At 60.6% G+C, this 20,019-nt stretch carries 7 protein-coding genes; all 7 read right to left on the bottom strand.

Annotated features, from left to right (window positions below; translation table 11 throughout):
* Nucleotides 1-7: 7 nt before the first annotated feature.
* Nucleotides 8-2,278, bottom strand: a complete 2,271-nt coding sequence (locus ACFSR7_RS20570; RefSeq protein ID WP_378164841.1) for an SDR family oxidoreductase — start codon at nucleotides 2,276-2,278, stop codon at nucleotides 8-10.
* 77 nt (nucleotides 2,279-2,355) lie between these two features.
* The gene (locus ACFSR7_RS20565; RefSeq protein WP_378164839.1) at nucleotides 2,356-6,312 is read right to left on the bottom strand and encodes a beta-ketoacyl synthase N-terminal-like domain-containing protein; all 3,957 of its coding nucleotides are present in this window, start codon (nucleotides 6,310-6,312) and stop codon (nucleotides 2,356-2,358) included.
* Nucleotides 6,313-6,324: 12 nt separating this feature from the next.
* The gene (locus tag ACFSR7_RS20560) at nucleotides 6,325-7,038 is read right to left on the bottom strand and encodes a 4'-phosphopantetheinyl transferase family protein (protein WP_378164837.1); all 714 of its coding nucleotides are present in this window, start codon (nucleotides 7,036-7,038) and stop codon (nucleotides 6,325-6,327) included.
* 317 nt (nucleotides 7,039-7,355) lie between these two features.
* On the bottom strand, nucleotides 7,356-15,761 hold the full coding sequence (locus ACFSR7_RS20555) for an S-layer homology domain-containing protein (protein WP_378164835.1): 8,406 nt from the start codon (nucleotides 15,759-15,761) through the stop codon (nucleotides 7,356-7,358).
* A gap of 242 nt (nucleotides 15,762-16,003) precedes the next feature.
* Complete coding sequence (locus ACFSR7_RS20550) at nucleotides 16,004-18,175, bottom strand: glycoside hydrolase family 36 protein (RefSeq protein WP_378164833.1); 2,172 nt, start codon at nucleotides 18,173-18,175, stop codon at nucleotides 16,004-16,006.
* 33 nt (nucleotides 18,176-18,208) lie between these two features.
* Nucleotides 18,209-19,090: a carbohydrate ABC transporter permease gene (locus ACFSR7_RS20545; protein WP_378164831.1), complete on the bottom strand. Its 882-nt coding sequence runs from the start codon at nucleotides 19,088-19,090 to the stop codon at nucleotides 18,209-18,211.
* A gap of 14 nt (nucleotides 19,091-19,104) precedes the next feature.
* Nucleotides 19,105-20,004: an ABC transporter permease gene (locus tag ACFSR7_RS20540; RefSeq protein ID WP_378164829.1), complete on the bottom strand. Its 900-nt coding sequence runs from the start codon at nucleotides 20,002-20,004 to the stop codon at nucleotides 19,105-19,107.
* Nucleotides 20,005-20,019: the final 15 nt, after the last annotated feature.

Raw genomic sequence — 20,019 nt, 5'->3', positions numbered from 1 at the left:
CTTCCTCTCACTCATGTGCTTGCTTCTGGCTTGCCACGATATGCATTTCAACGTCCCGAAGCTCGGCTCCCACTTCGCCTTGTTGATTCAACCAAGCCACTTGCGTAACGGTCTTGTATCTCCCCCGCCGCTCGCTCCGGATTCGGCAGACGACAGGTTGATTACTTGGCATGCGCCGGTAAGCCGTATACGACCCGATCTTAGTAGGAAGCGTCGGTTCCCCGAACATTCGGATGCCCCATAGCCGTGCGAGCTGCAAGCCGCCGTCGATCATCGCCGGGTCGATGCCTCCGTCCCGATTCGACCAAGCCGTAGCCGCGTCATGCTCGAATGTGGCTTCCGCACCCTCGCTGCCTGTTAGCGTCAGCTCTCGAATGACCTGGAAGGCCGGGCCGTGAAAAAGCTTGCTGCCATCGTAGGCGTCGGATAGCTGCCAGTCCCAGGCCTCAACTCCTGCTTGGGGAAGCGGCTGTGCCTCCGAGGGGACCGCTTCCCGCGCCATGCCCATTTCGACGTCAGCCGTATAATGAATGCGGCCGTCCTCTCCCCCGAGCTCGAAGCTCAGCCAAGCTTGCGCAATGCCGTCGGTCCGGTCGCTGCACGTCAAGGTCAGCCGCTTGCGTGGGCCGGCCTGTGCCTCGACGACGATCCCTTTCTTCACCGTCAAGTTCGAACACCGCTTGACGTCAAGGTGCGGATACGCGGCCCTGGCGGCGCGCACGAACCAGTCCATGGCCATCGCGGCCGGGACGACGGCGCTGCCGCCGATGCGATGGTCGTTCAGCCATGGCGCGAGCGACGGCTCCGGCAGAAACAGTTCCGCGGTCCATGTTTTTTCCGACGCGCCTTCGATCAAGGTCGGCCTGTCCCCGACGCTTCCGCCGATGACGATCTCCACAAGTCCGCTTGCATCCGCCGTCTCGGCCACGAAAGCGGCGGTTCCTTCTTCCATCGGAATCAGGTTGACGCCGCGCTGTTCAAAATGCTTCTTGAGCAGCGGACTGACCATCCCGCCGTCCCATGGCCCCCAGTTGATCGACTTCACGATGCAGCCGGGGCCGCGCCCGACCGCTTCCGCCTGGGCGCACTTGTTCAGTACCTCGTTCGCCATGGCGTAGTCCGCCTGCCCGGCATTGCCGCTTCGCGCGGATACCGAAGAGAACAGGCAGATCAGCGTGAGCGGATCATCCTCCGTGACGGATAGCAGCGCCCGCAGGCCGCCTACTTTCGTATCGAAAACATAGTCGAATTGCTCGACCGTCTTGTCCGCGATCGCTTTGTCGGCCAGCACGCCTGCGCCATGCACGATGCCGGTAATCGGCCCCCACCCTGCGCGGATCGGCTGCAGTGCATTCCGCAGTGCTTCCGCGTCCTGCACATCGACCGGCACATAGACGACTTCGGAGCCGAGCGCCCTGAGCGTCTGCAGATTGCCGGCAATCTCGCGATTCATTAAAATGCGCTGCACGCGCCGGCCGAGCTCCGCCAAGCCTATGGCGGCGCCCTCCGCCTTCGCCTGTTCGAGCAGCGCGCGCTTCATCCCCGCATCGTCGGCAATTCCGCTGCACACGGCAGGCTCCTCTTCCAGCGGCGTTCTGCCGAGCAGGATGAGGCGCGGGCGCTCAGCTCGTGCCAATGCCGCAATCGCTGCAGCCGTAACGCCTCTCGCCCCGCCGGATACGAGCAGCACGGCACGGTCTTCCGCACCGCCGCCGGTTGCGTCGTTTGCAGGCGCGACCATCGCCGGATCCAGCTCCAGCACCGGCGTCATTCTTCCTCCGCCGCGCTGCAGGCCGACCTCGACTTCGGGTCCACCGGCGGCCAGCTCCTGGAAAATACGCGCTGCCGCCTTCTCCGCCGTGAGCCCTGTCCGGTCGAGATCGAACGCTTTGACGGCAGCCTGCGGCCACTCGCGGGCCGCCGTCTTGACGAGTCCCGTCAAGCCTGCCGTCCACACGTTGCGGGGAGCCGGCGATTCAGCGAGGCCGAACGAGCCTCCGGTGTCCTGCACCGTGACGAAGACGCCGCCCTGCTTGGCCATTTTCGCGGCAACCGTCTTGGCTGCCTCGAATGCGCTGCGGTTGATCGCGAGCGCTTCTTCATCCGTGTTTATCGTCTTTAGCGCACCGAGCCATACGACGGCGTCGGCTTCCGCGGAAACCGCAGTCACCACACGCGCCTGCGCCCCTGCCTCCTGCATGTATCCCGCAAGCGTCCGAGCAATTCCGTTTCCGTCATCCATGATCTCAACGGCCGCGCCGTTCCACAGGCCGGGCATCGCCAAGCCTGCTGCCGGTGCAGGGGCGGCCTTCACCCCGTAACGCGCGACTGCGGGCCGATTGCGATCATGGATAACTACTTTTTTCCCGTAGACTCTCCACCCTTGCCGAGCGCGCGGTTCATATAGTCGACGATCTCGCCAAGCGTATTGAGTGCCGCCAATTCGCCCGGCTGCACGTCAGGCAGCGCCGGCAGCTGCTCCTGCACGGCGGACAAAATCTCGACGCGCTTGATCGAGTCGATCCCGAGTCCGGCTTCAAGCTCGATATCGAAGTCCAGCATTTCGACCGGGTAGCCCGTCTTCTCCGCCACCACCTCGAGCATGACGGAGCGCACGTCGCTTGCCTCAGCTTGCGGAGCTGGAGCTGCCGGAGCTGGCGGCACATAAGCCGGCGGCGCGGCCACTGCCGGAGCCGGCGGCACGTAGGCTGGCGGTGCTGCCACGACCGGCGCCGGCGGCATGTAGGCTGGCGGTGCTGCCACGACCGGCGCTGGCGGCATGTAAGCCGGCGGCGCGGCCACGACCGGTGCCGGCGGTACGTAGGCTGGCGGTGCTGCCACGACCGGCGCTGGCGGCATGTAAGCTGGCGGTGCTGCCGCGATCGGCGCCGGCGGCACGTAGGCTGGAGCCGCCTGTACAGGCACATACGGGCTGGCAGCCGGAACGGTTGTCTGCACGGGAGCGGGAATCGCAGCCGCAGCAGCTGCCTCAGGCATGGCCGCGAAAGCGCCGAACCCGCCGGCAGCCAAAGCGCTCAGTCCGGCCAGCGATACTTCGACCGTGCGCAAGAAAGCGACATGCCCGTCAGCCATCGCGCGTTGATAGGCGGCATGCGCCTCGACCGTCTGGCGCTGCATCTCGGTGATCGCGCCAAGCAGCACGGATTGGATATTGGTCGGGTAAATAGACATTGTAATTTCCTCCTGAGTATCGTGAATGGGGGCTATTGTCGGATGAGAAACAGCTTGCTGTTGATAGGCTTCCGCGCCGAATTCAAAGGCTTGACCGGACGCAGCCGCATGCTGTCCGGCTGCATCGGCGAATATCGGGCTCGGAGCCGCCTGCTCCGGATGCACGATGGCCGTAACCGGTTCAGACGCCGGCAACACTGCAGCAGCAACCGGCGCATCGGCGACCGCCGCATCGGCAGGCAAGCTTGCCTCATTCGGCTTAGGAAGCGCCGGCGTACCGCCTTCGGGCGGATAAGGCCTACCGCTATTGACCCCGCTGATCGGGATCGTGAAGGCCGGCTTGGGACGGCTGCGCGGATCCTCTTCCGGCTTGTAATCGTCCCAGAACGACGCGAGATCGAGCGATACGCCTGCGGCCGCCAGCCGCCCCAGCGCATGCCACAACGCATTGACGCCGTGCTGTCCCTTGCGGTCGGTCGCTACGGCCACAAAGTCCTTGTCCGCAAGGCACTGCTCGACCAGCCCGGTGAGCACGGCGCTCGGCCCGACCTCAATGAACGTACGGACGCCTCGCGCATAGAGCTCTTCTACCGTCTCCGCGAACAGAACGGGCTGCGCGATTTGTTCGGCTAGCCGATCCCGCAGGCCGTCCGGCGATGAAGGAAATGGCTTGGCGTCCGCATTGGACAAGACGACAGCCCCTCCCTCTCCAAGCGGAGCGTTCGCCAAAAACGCGCGGAATTCGGGAACGGAGGAAGCGACGAGCGGCGAATGGAACGCCGTGGACACGGGAAGCCGCTTGAAGAAAATGCCGTCTGCGGACAGCTTCTCCTCCAGGCGGCTCACTTCCCCCGCCTCCCCGGAGACGACGACCTGGCTCGGACTGTTATGGTTCGCGCAGGTGACGGCTATGCCGCTCATCGCAATCTGCTCGCGAACCCGCTCGATGGGGGCGAACACTGCGCTCATCGCGCCGCTTCCGGCAGATGCCGCTGCAGCTGCCGCCATAAGCTCGCCGCGCTTTCTCGCCGCCTGCAGCATATCCTTCTCTTCAAGGATGCCCGCTGCGTACAAGGCGGGAAGCTCGCCGAAGCTGTGGCCCGCGACATACGATGCCTGCACGCCAGCCTTCCGCAGCACTTGCAGGAGCGACAGGCTCATGGCGCCGATCGCCGGCTGCGCCCATTCCGTTGCCTGCAGCCGGCCGCGCTGCGCATCGAGCTCTTCTCTGGCAAAGACGGGCCTCGGATAGACGGTCTCTTGCAGGCTGCCGCTTGCATCCGTCTCCAGATCGGCCGCCCTGTCCCACACGACCCGGGCTTCGTCGAACGCCAGCAGCAGCTCCGCTCCCATGTTCAAATACTGGCTGCCTTGGCCGGGAAACAGCATCGCGACCTCTCCGGGATTCGCGTCATAGGCATAATAGATTCCGACGTTGTCATCGATCCGCCGCTCCGGATGGCCGCGAAGCGCCGCGATCGTCTTCTCGAGCTTCATGCGAAGCCCGCCCAGGTCGGCGGTCACGAGCGCCAGTCTTGCCGGCAGCAACGAATCGTAATCCGATTGCGTCCGACGAGCCAAATATAGAAGCAGTCCGTCATCTTCAGTCAGGCCGGCCAGCATCTCTTCGCATTGCGCTAGCAAGGACGCGGGGCAGCTTGCACTAATAAGCAGCAGCTCGGACGGCATGCTCCGCAGCTTCCACGCTTGACGGCCCGGACCGTTATACTCCTCCAGGGTCACATGAAAATTGCTTCCCCCGAAGCCGAAGGCGCTGACCGACGCCCTTCTCGGATGCGATGCCCCTCTGATCCAGGGCCGGACTTTTGTATTCAAATAAAAGGGACTGCCAGCGATATCCAGGTTCGGATTGGGTCGATCCACCTTGATCGTAGGCGGCAGCACCTTGTGTCGAAGCGCCATGACGGCCTTGAACAAGCCCGCGGCGCCCGCCGTTCCTTTCGTATGGCCGATCTGCGATTTGACGGAACCGAGCGCGCACCATTGCCGGTCTTCTCTTGCGCCGTCGTCGAATACCGAGGCCAGTCCTGCGAACTCCGCCGCATCGCCGGCCTTCGTCCCGGTCCCGTGCGCTTCCATGAGCTCTACGGTAGCCGGCGAATAGCCGGCCATTTCGTAGGCGCGGCGAAGCGCTTTGGCCTGTCCTTTGGAGACGGGCGCGTACACGCTTTTGGACTTGCCGTCGGAAGAAGTGCCGAAGCCCCGCAGCACGGCATAGATTTGATTGCCGTCCCGCTCGGCGTCCTCCAGACGCCGCAGGGCGAACATGCACAGCCCCTCGCCGAGCATCGTGCCGTCGGCCTGATCCGAGAACGGGCGGCAATCGCCTGTCGGCGAGAGCGCCGGCGTCTGGCTGAAGCACATGAACATGAAAATATCGTTCAGCGTATCGACTCCGCCCGTAATAACGAGATCGGACTTTCCGGCCAGCAGCTCCATCGCCCCCATCGAGATCGAGGTAAGGGAGCTGGCGCAGGCCGCATCCACGATGCAGTTCGTGCCGCCGAGGTTAAAATGGTTGGCGATTCTGCCCGCGATGACATTCCCGAGCAGGCCCGGGAAGGAGCTTTCCTTCCAGGGGACGTACTCGGCAGCGATGCGGTCGCTGATCGCCTGCACCTGATCCTCCGGCACGCCGCTTTCCCGCAGCGCCTTGACCCAGACCGGCCGCTGAATGCGGCTGCCGAGCTCGACGGTGAGCTCGGAGGCGGAGGCCGTACCGAGAATGACGCTGATGCGGTCCTTATCGATCGCGCTGAACTGGCCGGAAGCGGCGTCCTCCAGCACGCTTTTAGCCACCATCAGGCCGAGAAGCTGGCTCGTATCGGTAGCGGGAATGTTGCTGGGCGGCATAGAGAATTCCTTGGGATCGAACTGAACCTGCGGAAGGAAGGCGCCGCGCTTGGCATAGGTTTTGTCCGGCGTCATGGGGGTAGGATCGTAATAGTCCTCGATGAGCCAGTGGGTAGGCGGTATATCGGTCATGAGATCCCTGCCCGCCATGATGTCGTTCCAGAATCCCCGGTTGTCGGTCGATCCGGGCAGCAGCGCGCTTACGCCGACAATTGCGATCGCGCCGGATCCTTTTAAATCGTTCACTGGCAATCCTCCTTAATCACGTTCGCGCAAGCATGAAATCACCAGTTCATCGCTGGTCAGTAAAATAGGCTCATCGGGGAATCGGGCCCCCTCCTCCGCGCAGACCGCCATGACGGCGCCGTCCAGGCCGTACAGCCGCATCGGGCGGGGCATGGAAGCCAGCGAGCCTGGATACGCAGGATACGCATGCGCGGAGCGACCTTGCACGACCACGTAAAAATCGCGCAACGGCAGCGACAGGCCAAGCCCTTCCGCTTTCATATAGCTTTCTTTGCAGGTCCACAGCGCATAGAAGCCGCGAAGCCGTTCTGTTTCAGGCAAACTGAACAACAGCTCTTGCTCCCGAGCTGCAAAATATCGGCTTGCAATCGCATTCATATCGATCGGATGAAGCTGCTCGACATCGATGCCGGCCGGCCGTTCATGAACGACACACACGACCCAATTGCCGCTGTGGGACAAATTAAAATGAAAATCCGGCGCTTCCTTTATGTACGGCTTGCCATATTCGTTCCTGGCGAAAACGGCGCTGCGCAGCTGCCTACCTAACCGAGTGCGGAGCAAATCCCGGATCAGCGATTCTGCAAGCAGCTTCCGGTCACGGTCCGCTTGCAGCCGGTAACGGCCGTGCAGAATTCTCGTTTCTTGCGGCAGAACTGACGCGAGACGATCCGCGATCTCGGGCGACAGTGGGCCGGTTATTCGCACCGCGAAGATATCGGGCATGGCCACGCTCCCTCGGCATTTCAAAATAAAGTTTAGTAGTCAGGGGATAAAACACGGTTATACATTTTTCTATTATAAGGGAATAAATCTCCACCGTGAACGAGAACTTGTCGAAAGGATAAGATAATTGTCACTTTGCGTAAGAAAATCTACTCAAAAAGTCGTAATTGTTCCTATAGCCCTTTTAGTTCCTGAAGCGTAATCATGCTTCGTTAGCGCCCAAAGCAGCCGCCGCTATGAAACGGAAAAGCCGCTTCTCCTCCCCGTCCAGGGAAGAGAAGCGGCTTTTCGCCGGCAATACCGGTGGTACTATTGGCTTACCACTTATAAGACTTGCAGCCTTTAGCCTTCAAGGCCAGCTCGGCGGTACTCGGCTTAAAGAGATCGAGAATATTTTTGCCTCTGCCGATTTTATCCGGATTGGCTTTCACCCCCGACTTATACAGCGGGTCGGTCAGGTCCGCTCTAAACGGACCAAAGTCCAGCTTGCCGATGGGCGAGAGTTCCAAGCAGCCGCCTTCCCACCGGTCCTTTAGCTTAAGTCCTGTCGTCAGAGATAGCGGACCTTTGACGATTTTAATGGTCCCCTCAAGCGACAACCCGTCGCTGGTGAGCCCTTCTCTTGGAGCGATATCCATGCTGTTCCCGATGCCAAAGCCTGCCTCCAGACAAGAGGAAAAGCCTTCATCCGTAACGCAGACGCGACCTCCTCCGCCAATTCCATCGTAAGCGGTAGCTCCGATGCAAAACGTTCCGCACGGATCGCGGTACTGCACGGGATTATTGTTAACATAAGCATACAGATTCGCCTGGCCGCTCTCGAACAGGATCGGATCGCGCGCCGTCCACCTGCCCGACAGCGTATCCAGGTCCCGCGCGCCGAACCTCACCAGTCCCGTTCCCCGGTCCTCCAGTCCTCCCGCATACCCGATCGGCAGGGCGAATCCCGGATTCGAATCCGACAACAAAGCTCCGTAGCTGTCATACTTCAGCCGCTTGATTACCTTCCCCTGACCGTCCAGCACCTGCTGCGGCGTCCCTACGCCATCCGTGATCACATAATAGCGGACGTTGTTCCGCTCCAGTCCGAGCAGCAGGCCGTCCTGATCGTACAGGTAATTCGTCAACTCCCCGTTTTCATTCACGGTGCTGGTCACCAACTGCAGCGAAGTCGGCTCTCCGTAAAAATACTGAATCGAATGTCCGGCTCCGTCCTCGCGGTACGTTTGTCTGCCCAGCGCGTCGTACGCATAGTTGTAAGTCACGCCGCTTACCGTCGCAGTCAGCAGCTCCCCGCGGGCGCCATACTTGAACGTATCCCCGCCGCGCTGGCGAAGATAGCCGTCTTCGTCGAAGCTGTACGCCATTGCGCCCACAGCCGTCAGTATATCGTACGGACCGTAGCTGCTCGTCGTCCGCTCCGCCCCCGTTACCTCCTGGGCGATCCGGTTTTTGTTCGCATCGTATTCATACGATTCCACGGTCACGCCTCCCGGACCGCTGCGCTGCGCATTCGTCAGCTGCCCGTCAAGATCGAAGGTATAAACGGTCGTCTCCGTTCCTTCCGGCGTCGTCACCGTCAAGCTCGCGACATTGCCGCTCAGGTCGTATACAGGCCGTGTACGATAGACTTCCCGCCCGCCCAGCGTATAGACCCGCTCCTTCTGACGGCCCAGCTCGTCGTAGGTCTGCGTCACCTGCAGCTTGCCGTCATTCATCCCCGCTACGCTTCCGTTCGGACCGCTGCGATCGAATGCGAACGGTCCGTACTTGATCAGCCGGTTAGCGGCATCCCTGCGCAGATCGGTCGTCACGTTAGCAGTCTGCGACACGCCGTAGACCATTCTGGTGACAGAGGTCTGGATTCTGGTCAGATTGGCCAATACGTCGTACGAATAGTCGTAAACGCCTTTGGCCTTACCCATGATCGTCTGCTTGCTCACCACATCGCCGACATACGCGTACTCATTGATTTGCGGCAGCGATCCGGGGGTCAGACCGACGCTATCCAGCTTCTTCGCCCGATCCGTGTTGTCGGCGTATTCGAACGTGCGGCGGATATCCGCATCGTTCATGCCGGTGATCCGCTTGCCGCCTGCCGCATCGTAGATATAGTCGATCTGACGGCCGCTGCGCATCGTCGACTTCTCCAATACGCCTCCGGCTCCATGCGTCAGACTGATCCAGTCGGGCACCTCTGCGGACGCAACCCCGTCAAACTGGCCCAGCTCATTGTAGCTTTGCAGGTAAGATGTGCCGTTCGGCATCGTCAGACCGGTCAGCTGACCCAGCTCGTCATACGAGCTGCCGTATACTTTGCCGCCCGGCGTCGTGGAGGAGATCAACCGGTCGGCTTCGTCATAAGCGAACGACCTTGTCCGTCCTGCCGCATCCTCCAGCGCCGTGAGCCGGTTCCGCTCGTCATACGTATACTTGGCCAGCTGTTCTCCTTGCGTTGCCACGGAGAGCCTTCCCTTCGCATCGTACGCATACACGATCGGCGCAAGCTGCTGTCCCGGCCATTCCACCTGTACAATCCGGCCGTCTCCATTGTAGGTGAATACCTGCTTCAACCCGTCGGGCCCCGTCTCGGTCCATTGCCGTGTCGCCGCTTCGTACTTTGCCTCGGTTACGGCCGTCCCCGTTTTGTTCGTATGCGTCAACGATTTTAAACTGCCGTCCTCATTCCACTCCACCGCGCGGGATTCGTTGAAGGTCGCCTTCTTCCCGTCAGGCTGTGTAAGCGTCGCTTCCTTCATGACCGGCACATCCATATCCCAGCGCGGATCGCCCGTCATCGTCTTCGTCATGACGCTGCCGTCCGGAAGTTCGATCCGTTCGCTGCCAGGACGCACCGTGGCCACCAGACGTGCGCCGTCTGGATCGGTGGCCGTGCGCTGTACGCCGCCTTCGATCCGTTTCGTCTCGTACACGGTCGAACGACCCTCCGCATCCGTAAAGATGACGGTCGTCCCGTCGTCCGTGTCCGCGCGGCTCAGCGTCTGCACGCCTCCCGCGCCGTTCTCGGCACGAATCAGCAGTCCGTCTTCGTCATAAGCGTAGCTGCTGGTCTGTTCCAGCGGATTGACGAAGGTTTGCAGCAGTCCGCCGGCATCGTACGTCATCCGGTATGTCTCGCCGGCGGGACTCGTCACCGCAATCAGACGGCCCAGCGCATCCGTCGTCAGCTCCGTCCGTTGTCCGCCGGCTCCGATGATCGCCACCGGCTTGCCGGCGTCATCCCGCTCGATCGACATCTCATTGCCGCTCCGGTCGGTAATTCGTACCAGACGGCCTTCTTCGTCATAATCCAGCTTATTCAACACAGCATCTGTCAAGGCATCCGTCGTCTCGGCATGCATGCTGTCCTCGGCCTTGAACCGGTAGACAACCTGGCCGCCTTCATCGGGCGCCTCAAGCAGGCGTTGAGTTTCGCTCACCAGAAAATTGTGGGTCTGATTTTGATTGTCCATCACCGTAACAATATAGCCGCCGTCAGCGGTAACGGCCATCAGGTTGAACTTCTGCGTCGCCTGTTCCATGACCCACGACGGAGTCTCAAGCTTCTCCAGAAGTCCGTCTTGTGCAACACGGTAAACATCCTTGCCTCCTGCCCTGAAATAGAGCCGGTCACGCGCGTCCAGGAAAAGCCTGCTTAGTCCGCCGACATAGTAATCCGAAAGGAAGAAAAACTGGGCTTCCGTCGCTTTCATACCATGAGCGGCCGGCTTGCTCCCAGGCTCATCGAGCAGCACGCCCGCCACCCGGGACAAGGTGCCGTCGGGACTTAGCTTGCGTATCCGTGTGTAAGAGCGATAGTCGCCGGACAACGTAGCCGCAGTCGTATCGGTCATATACAGAGAGCCGTCGCTTCCTATCCTGATCTGCTCCACCGCGCCGATTCCCGCCTTGTCGCCGGGACCGCTATCCTTGCCTTTCGCCATATGATCCCCAAGCGTCTGAAGGATGCCGTCCGGACCGATCTTGTACAGAGTGGTCCGGTACGGAACCAGATTTTGGTCGCCTGGGCGAGTCGGGTAAGATGTAAAGTAGACTGAGCCGTCCATACTTGCAGCCAGCTCGAAGAGGCCTGGCAGCGCTACGTTCTTGGCATCCTCTCCATCCGGCAGCGAGGTTGTAGGGCCTCTTCTGCCCGTGCCTGCAATCAGCTCCCAATCGGTCTGCCCCTTCGATTTGCGAAGCAGCTGGTTTTTGTCGCTATCGTAGCTATAGATCGTCCCTTGTGCGTCAACCGCAATTTTGCTCCCGTTGGACAGCGGAACGTCCGCCACCTTGACGACTTTCCCTTTCGGATCGAGACCTACAATCACCCTGCTCCGCTTGGAGAAATCGACTGCGGAATAATAGATCCACCCGTCCATGCCGGTTGTCATCGTACTGTAGTCGATGTTATATCCTTCGAACGAGAAGTCCACTTCGCCCCGCAGCGACCTGGTTTTGGTCTGCGTCGTGCCGTCTCCCAGCAGCAGCCTTTTCGTGCCTTCATCGTAGATATGATGCGGGTCAAGGCTCCAGCCTGCAACGCCGGCGTCTGCGTACGGGTTGCGCGGGCTCTCCAGCGCTCCGTGCCATTCCTGGCCTACACTGACTTCAGAGGTTTCCCTCATTCCCGTGAATACGGCGGATGGGGCAGCCGAAATACGGCCGAAGCTGCGCTCGAATTCGCCGGATGACGGATAATACTGGGCCTTATACACATAATCGACGCGGACTGTGTAAGGATGAGAGCCGGTCAGCTCTCGGCCGTAAGCGTCCTTGCCGTCCCACTCGAACGTAAACGTCTTGTTCTGTGTCGGTGCAAAGCTCGCCCGGTATAGTTTGCCTCCGATCTGGATGCTCACGTTCATCCTCCGCAGCGAATCCGGCAGCGGCTTGCCGTCGCTCACCGGAATCTCCAGCGTCGACTTCGCCTTGTAGCCTTCCTCCCGCTCGCTCGTGTAGTTCAGCATGTATGGTGTTCCTGCGATCGGGATCTGCTGCCCCAGCGTCTGGTTCTGGCAGCCGATGATCGAGCCCTTCTTCTTGCACGGATCGTCTTCCTTTTTCCGTTTTTCCCGCGGCTCCTGATCCGGCGGCGACTCGGCGTCCCCCGGAGGCCCGAACGGCCAGTTGTGGTCGTAAGGCGTGAAGTGCGTGATCGGCACCCGCCACAGCGTCTTCCCCGGTTCGTACAGCTCCGCCAGCTTCCGCTGCTCCTCCTCCGTAACGTTCAGCTTCGCCAACTGCTCCGCGCTGTCCGCCGTTCCGTCTCCGTCCGCATCGATCGCGGCCAGGCCGTTCTTCACCGAGACAATCTCGATCACCTTGCCGTTCGGCGCCGCGATCCATCGCCCTTTCTCCCGGTCATAGAAGGCATTCGGCACCGCTTCCCCGACCGGGAAGCCGATGAAATTGTCCAGGTAGTGGTACACCTCCCGGTCGAAGGTCACCTCCGTCGCTCCGGCCTGCACCGCTTCGTCCGCCGACAGCTCCACCGCATACGTATATGCCACGTACGGCGGCAGCTCGCCCGGCATCGCCTTCGGCCCTTCCGGCCCTGCCGTATACTCCGTCGAGCGGAAGTTGATGCTCGGCAGCGGCTGCTCGGTCCCGTCCGGCAGCCTCATCGTCGCCTTTGTCCCCGCCGGGAACAGCACCGTCGACTGACGGGTTCCGTCCTCATCCGTTACCGGCGTACCTTGCGCTGCCTGGATTTCCGTGCTGTCCTCCAACTGCACCTGCGTCACCTTGCTGTCGTACGCCGTCAGCACGACATCTTCCAGATGCTCGTAGTCTCCCGGCGTCGCCTGCTTTTTCCGCTGCACGGTCATATACCCGTCCTTTTCGTATTGCAGCGTCCAAATGCCGTCGCCGTTCACGGCCAGGTCGAACATCCCGTCCGCCCGGCTCAGCGTCTGCCCCCATTCCGGATGATCCAGCACCGTGATGCGTACGCCGCCGACCGGCGCCTGGGCCGTATCCAGCACGCGACCTCTCAGCACGCCTGCGCGCTCCGCTTCGATCGCGCCCGGCTGCACGCCCGTCTGGATCGGGTTCGCTCCCGTGTACAGGAAGTCCGTCATCTCCTGGAAGCTCGCTTGGCCCGAGGCCGGCAGCTCCGACGCTACGCTGCCCGGATCGGGCGGCAGGTTGCCCCCGCCTCCGCCGGTCGGCGTCGCTTGCACCGCGCTTGATTTGGCCGACTCGTTGCCGCTCTCGTCATAGGCCGCGACGGCCAGCTCATAGGCGATGCCGCCCGTCAGACCGGTCGCCGTGTAAGAAGTGGTTTTTCCGGCCTCCAGCGCCGCTCCCCAAGAGCTTGCCCCTGCCGCCCGGACGTACACCCGGTAGCCGGCCAGATCGGTCTCCTCGTTCGCCGTCCAGTTCAGCGCGATCCTGCCGTCTCCCGCAACGGCAGCCAGCCCGGCAGGCACGGCCGGCGGCGTCGTGTCCGGCTGCTCTTCTTCAAGCGGCGTCGCGCTGACGATCGCCGACATGTGAGAACTGTTGCCGCTCGTGTCGTACGCCGCGATGGCGAACTCGTACGTCCGGTCATGCCAGACGTCGAGCACCGTATATGTCGTCTCCAAACCGACGTCGACGCCTCCGTTCCAGGTCTGGCTCCCCTCCACGCGGCTGTAGATCCGATAGCTGTCCAGATCCGCCTCCGTGTTCGCCGACCAGCTCAGCTGAATTTTCCGAACGCCAGGCTCCGCCTTCAGGCCGCTTGGCACGGCCGGGGGTTCCCTATCGGGCGTCTGGTCGTTCCGCGGCGTCTCGCGTCTTATCTGGGACTTGGACGACTCGTTGCCGCTCGCATCATAGGCGCTCACGGCAAAATCATACGTAGTTCCGTTCGTCAGTCCGGTAATCGAATATCCGCTCTCGCGTCCGGGTTTGTCGGATTCGCTCCATGCCGCACCATCGGACACGCGCCAGTAGATCCGGTAGCCGGCCTGATCGTCCTCTGAGCTCGGATCCCAGGTCAGGATGACCTTCCCGTCTCCGGACTCCGTTCTCAGTCCGCCCGGTACCGCGGGCGGCGTCACGTCCGGCGGCGGACCGCCCGCTTCAGGCTTCGCCCGGACAATCTCCGACTTTGCGGACGCATTGCCGTTCTTGTCGTAGGCCGCTACCGCGAAACCGTAGGCCTTGCCGTTCGTCAGACCGCTCACCGCATACGATACGGACAAGCCCGCATCGGCTTCGATGCTCCACGTCTCTGTGCCTTCTTCGCGCCCATAGATCCGATAGCCCGCCAAGTCGCTCTCGGCGTTCGCCGTCCAGGCCAAGGCGACCTGCCCGTCTCCGGGCTCCGCTCTCAGTCCGCCCGGTACAGCCGGCGGCGTCCGATCCGGCGTTTGCGAGCCTCCGTCTCCCGTGCCTCCGCCGCCGCTGGAGCCAAGCACCCTTCCGTCCAGGCGGAGCGCGCCCAGATCCAACTTGGCTCCGGCCCTGGGGGCCGTGTATGCCCCCGGCGCCTCCGTACGGACACATTTGCAGCTCTCCGACTTCGCCGCTTCGCTGTCCAGTAAACCGAGCGCCAGCTTCGCCTGCTCCGTCTGCAGCAGCTCCGGCTCGGTCGTCCCCGCCTTCGCAGCCGCCGCACGGATGCTCTCATCCGCGATGTACGACAGCCGGTATGTACGCTCCGGTTCGACATATGCGGTGAAGGAACCGTCGGCTTTCGTTATCGCATAATAAGTCGGATTCGTCGTAAACGCCAGCACGACGCCGTCCGCCGGCTTGCCGTCGTCTCCCGTCAGCTTGCCCTCCAGCACGGCCGCCTGGCCTACGGTCAAATCATAGGCCGTCGTACCGGGAGTCCAATCCACGCTCCGGAAGCCGGCGACGCCGTCGCCTGTCGCATAGATATCGTATGCCCCGCTTTTCCACTCTCCGGGCAGGGTATAGCTGCCCTGAGCGTCGGTCCGTCCTGCAGCGAGCTGGGCCCGCTTGCCCTTCGCGTGAACGCGAACGAGCGTATGGGCCATCGGCTGCCCATCCGCCGACTTGACCGCAACTGTCAGCGAAGCCGCCTTATCCGGACCTTTCAGCAGCTTCCAGGTGCGATGGAGCGCCACCGCCGCTTCCGCGCGGGTCAGACGCTTCTCGCCCCGGAACGCGCCATCTTCATAGCCTTGCAGAATGCCTGCCTCATGAAGTGCCGAGACAGACGGAGCCGCCCAGATCGGAATCCGGCTGCTGTCGGTGAATTCAGCCTCTCGCTCCGCCTTCCGGCCGATCAGCCGTCCCAGCATGACAGCCGTTTCCTGGCGGTTCAAGAGCGCCTGTGGACGGAATGCGCCATTCGCATCCCCTTCCACCAGTCCCAGCTGAACCGCCTTGTTCACTTCCTCCGCATACCATTGATCCTTGACATCCGTGAAAACCACTTCCCGCGTTTGAATGTTCCCAACCTGCGGCAGCTTGGCAGCCAGCCGGTTCAGCATCACAGTGAATTCCGCCCGGGTTACAGCCCTGTCCGGCCGGAAGGTTCCGTCTTCATAGCCGCTCAGGATGCCCTCGTCCGCCAGCTCCGTAACTTCGTCCGAAGCCCATGCGGGCAATCTGTCTTTCCATCCCGCGGCACCGCTACTTACGCTTTCCCCGTTCCCCGATAAAGGTTCAGGGTCCGCAGCTCCCGCCGGAACCAGCGGCTGTACGGCAAGCACTGCTGCCAAGAGCAGCGGCATACTCCGTTTAATCAGCTTTCTGAACATCATTTTTGCCTCCTCATCACCATTGTTTGCCATATTATAGCGATCGCCCAAGCCTGCGCGTAAGTATCGATCCAACTAGATCCGTCACTAAAAATGTCACCGGATGTTGTCACCCCCTATGACAACTGGCATCATATGAGCGTGCAGCTGTCACAGCCTCCGAGCTTAAAATGCAAAAAGCCTCGATCTTTGGCGATCGAGGCCGGTTGTGCCCAAGGCTGGGTTTTTCGCGTGCGGGTCATCTATTCTCGTGTATGCTTAACCTCAAAATACCGCGCTTGATACCGATTCGGCAGATGAACGGTCAGGGCGCCGCTGGAGGCGTCGTAGTACGTTCTCGCATCCGCGTCGTCGCTTGGATACAACTGCCGCACCTCCGCCTGCTTGCCTGCGAAATAACGCCCCAGCGGCAGCTCCTGATAAGCCTCCGGGCTATCCAGCCGCCATACCGACAGGAGCATCCGGCTTCCGTCCGGGGAAACCAGGCCGACGCTTGTCCATCTTCCTTCGTCGCCGTAAGTGTTCATGCCGATGGGCCAATACGGATGCGCGGTGCGCGTGAACGAGCGCTCCTGCTTGTACAAGGCGACGGCTTCTTGAATCAGCGCGCGATTCCGAGCGTCGGCTCGATCCAGGTGGCCGGACAGGTACAGATTGCCGCTCATGCCGTTCACCATATTGAATATCGTCTGTTCGCCGTCGGCCATCGACTGCAGGTATGCCTCGTCGCTTAGCATGCTCGGTTCGCGTCCGATATGGGGGAACGCCAGCGGATACGGGTAAGCCCAGATGCCTGCTTGCTCCGGCAAGATAGAAGCGAGCGAGCCGACAGCGATGGACGGATATTTCCGGTAATCCTCCTGGTCGCTCGTGCTTTGCACATGGAAACGGGCTAGCGCCCCGTAGTCTTGCCGCATCGCGCCCGAACCGCAGTTTTCCAAAATGAGCTTCGGATACCTGGCGCGAACTTCGTCGATGAATCCGTAGAAGGCGCGCGTATGTTCCAATAAGCCGTGCGCGGCGGAGCCTTCGGCCGTATCCGCGCCGTTCCCCAAATCCGCGTTGTAATCGTTCTTGATGTAGCCGAAGCCCATCCCATGCAAGCGCTCGATGACCTCGAACATATACGCGGCCACTTCCGGATGGCGGAAATCGAGAAAGTAGCGGGCGCCGCCGCCGACCCGGGCGCCGTTCCGGCATAGAAACCAGGCGTCCGGATTTTTGCTCAGCGCGGCACCCTCCCCGCAAACTTCCATCTCCAGCCAGATGCCGGGAATCAGACCCTTGCTCCGAATGTGCGAAGCGAGACCTTGCAGCCCGAGCTCGTTAAACCGGTCGTCGCTCGGCTGCCAATCCCCAAGTCCGAATCCCCACGAAGCGCCGCGCTTGCCGAACCAGCCCGCATCGATGCAGAATACGTCGGCGCCGCTCTCCGCGGCGGCGTCGATCAGGGGCAGCTCCTTCTCGATCGTCGGATCTCCCCAGAGCGTATTCATGTAGTCGTTGTAAACCACCGGTCTTTCCCCGTCCCAAGCATCCGAAGGCTTCAAGCTGGACCGCCTGTATGCCGTCAGTTCGCGAATCGCATCCTGGAAGTCGCCTTTGCAGCAGCCGATCGCCGCCGGTACGGAGCTAAAGCTTTCGCCCGGCCGCAAACGGTGCGTCCATGCGCCTCCGAACCTTTCGCTCGCGCCGTCCGCTTGGATATAGACGCCTCCGGCTTCCGTCGTGCCGTGATGGCCGATCTCCAAATGCCAGATGCTCGATGTTTCGATCTGCGCATACCAGCATTCGCGCGTTTCCATATCCTCGACGAGCGTCATCGGCAAGTGACGGCTCGTGCTCCAGCTGCCCGTGGAGCCGAAATGGATCGACGAGCCGGTCGGATGCGTCGAGGTCGGATATAACCCCAGCTCCTCCAACGTTCCGCTTCTCCATTGCCCCTCGCCGTTCCACGTTTGCAGCGCGTAATGTACCTTCAGCTTCTTCCTGTCGAACCAGGGACGGATGCCGCCGCCGCCGATTCCGGGCAAACAAGCAGAAGATAAATGCGTAAGTACGACCGCCTCTTCCCCGTTGTTGCGAACGGTCGTAATCACGCGCAGTACCGATGCACGCGGAATCCGTTCCATTTCGACCGTAGCCGTTAAGCGCAAGGCCTCATGAAAATACTCGAAAGTAATCAAACGTTCCGTCGCCTCGTGCCGAACGAGCTTCATTTGCGCGGGCAATTCGGAGGATCCGGAGAGCACGCCTTCCATAAACCCATAGGGAATACCGGCGACTGCCAGTTGGAAGCCGGGATGGCGCGGAGGCGCGTCCGAATTCCGATCCTCCGCATAATAAGCAATGGGCCATAAATCGCCGTTGCGATCTCCGTATTGCAGCTTGATTTGCTGGTGCTCGATTCGCATTCTCCATGCTCCCCTCTCACGCATACGATCGTTCTAGCCTTTTACGCTTCCCATGACCAATCCCTTGATGAAGAAACGCTGCAGGAACGGGTACGCCGCAAGCACCGGCAATGCGGAAATGAAGATCTGCGCAGCCTTCTGCGTTTGATCGTTGACGGTCTCCAGAAGCTTTAGCTTATCCGGCGTCAACGAATTCAGGTCCACCTGCAACAAGGAGGTCTGCAAGTAGGAAGCGAGCGGATAACGATCCGGAGAACTCATATAGATGATACCGTCGAACCAGGAATTCCAATGGCCGACGATCGTGAATAACGCGACGGTCGCAAGGCCCGGCAAAGATAACGGTAAATAGATGCTCCCCAAAATTCGCCAGTGGCCCGCGCCGTCCAAGAAGGCGGACTCTTCCAGCTCCTTGGGCATCCCCCTGAAAAAGTTCAGCAAGAGAATCACGTTGAAGACCGGGACCGCTCCGGGAAGGACGAGCGCCCAGATCGAATCGAGAATGCCGAAGTTGCGGATCGTCATGTAGGTCGGTATCAAGCCGCCGTTGAACAGGATCGTAAAGACGAAATACCAGGCGAACAACGTTCGATGCCTAAACGATGCCGCATCCTTGGAGAGCGGGTACGCGACCAGACAAGTCAGGATCAGATTCACCGCCAAACCTAGAAAGACTCGTTCCAGCGAAACGCCGAAAGAATGCACGAACACCGGCTTGGCAAGCACGAAACGATAGGAATCGATATTGAATCCGATCGGCCAGATGCCGACGCTCCCTGCCGACGCCGCAGGGCTCGCGCTTAAGGAAACCGCGAGAATATGAATCACCGGCGTCACGCAAAGCAGGGAGACAAGCGTCAGAAGAACGACGTTTAATGCGATAAACGCTTTCCGACTTTTCGATAACATCAGCATAGGTGTTCCTCCGCTTAGAAAATTCTGTAGTTGGCCAACCGATAGGCGCACCAGTAACCGGCAGAGATGACGACGATCGACACGGCCGATTTAAACACGCCGATGGCCGTCGCTACGCCGAATTGCGCATCCTGCATCCCTATGCGATAGATCATCGTGTCCAGAATATCTCCAGACTGGAATACGCTAGGGCTATATAAGTTAAACACTTGATCGAAACCCGCGTTTAAAATATTTCCGATGCTGAGCGTTGCCATCAAAACGATAATCGGAGCCATTCCGGGCAGCGTCACGTGCAGGGTCTGCTTCCATCGGTTCGCCCCGTCCACGTAGGCGGCCTCGTACAAAGTCGGATTAATCGCCGTTAAAGCCGCCAGATAAACGATCGTATTGAAGCCGAATTCCTTCCAGACATCCGATGTGACGAGCACCGTTCGAAACCAATGATTATCCCCGAGAAAAAAGACGGGTTTGACGGAAAAAAATCCGAGCACATGGTTCAAGATTCCGTGAGACGGCGAAAGAATATCGACTAAAATGCCTCCGAGGATGACCCAGGACAGAAAATGAGGCAAATAAATCAGGGTTTGAACCGTTTTTTTGAATTTTTGCGAGACGACTTCGTTTAACAGCAATGCCACGACGATCGGTACGATCATATTGGCGACGATCTTGAACAAAGCGATGATGACCGTATTCCAAAGCACTTGCCGGGTATCCGGCATATCCAGCACGTAACGGAAGTTGTCCCAACCGATCCACCGGGAATGCCGAATGCCGAACGCCGGATAATACTTCTGAAAAGCGATGACGACGCCGAACATGGGGATGTAGCTAAAAATGAAAACGAGCAGCACGCCCGGCAACAACATCGTATATAACGGCCTCTGTCTTTTGAATATCGAGCTTCTCATCCTTCGAAATCCTCT

Origin of the sequence: Cohnella sp. GCM10020058 (assembly GCF_042683485.1) — a bacterium.
GTDB lineage: Bacteria > Bacillota > Bacilli > Paenibacillales > Paenibacillaceae > Cohnella.
The sequence above is the reverse complement of the archived record's forward strand: the minus strand, read 5'-3'. Positions and strand labels throughout refer to the sequence as shown.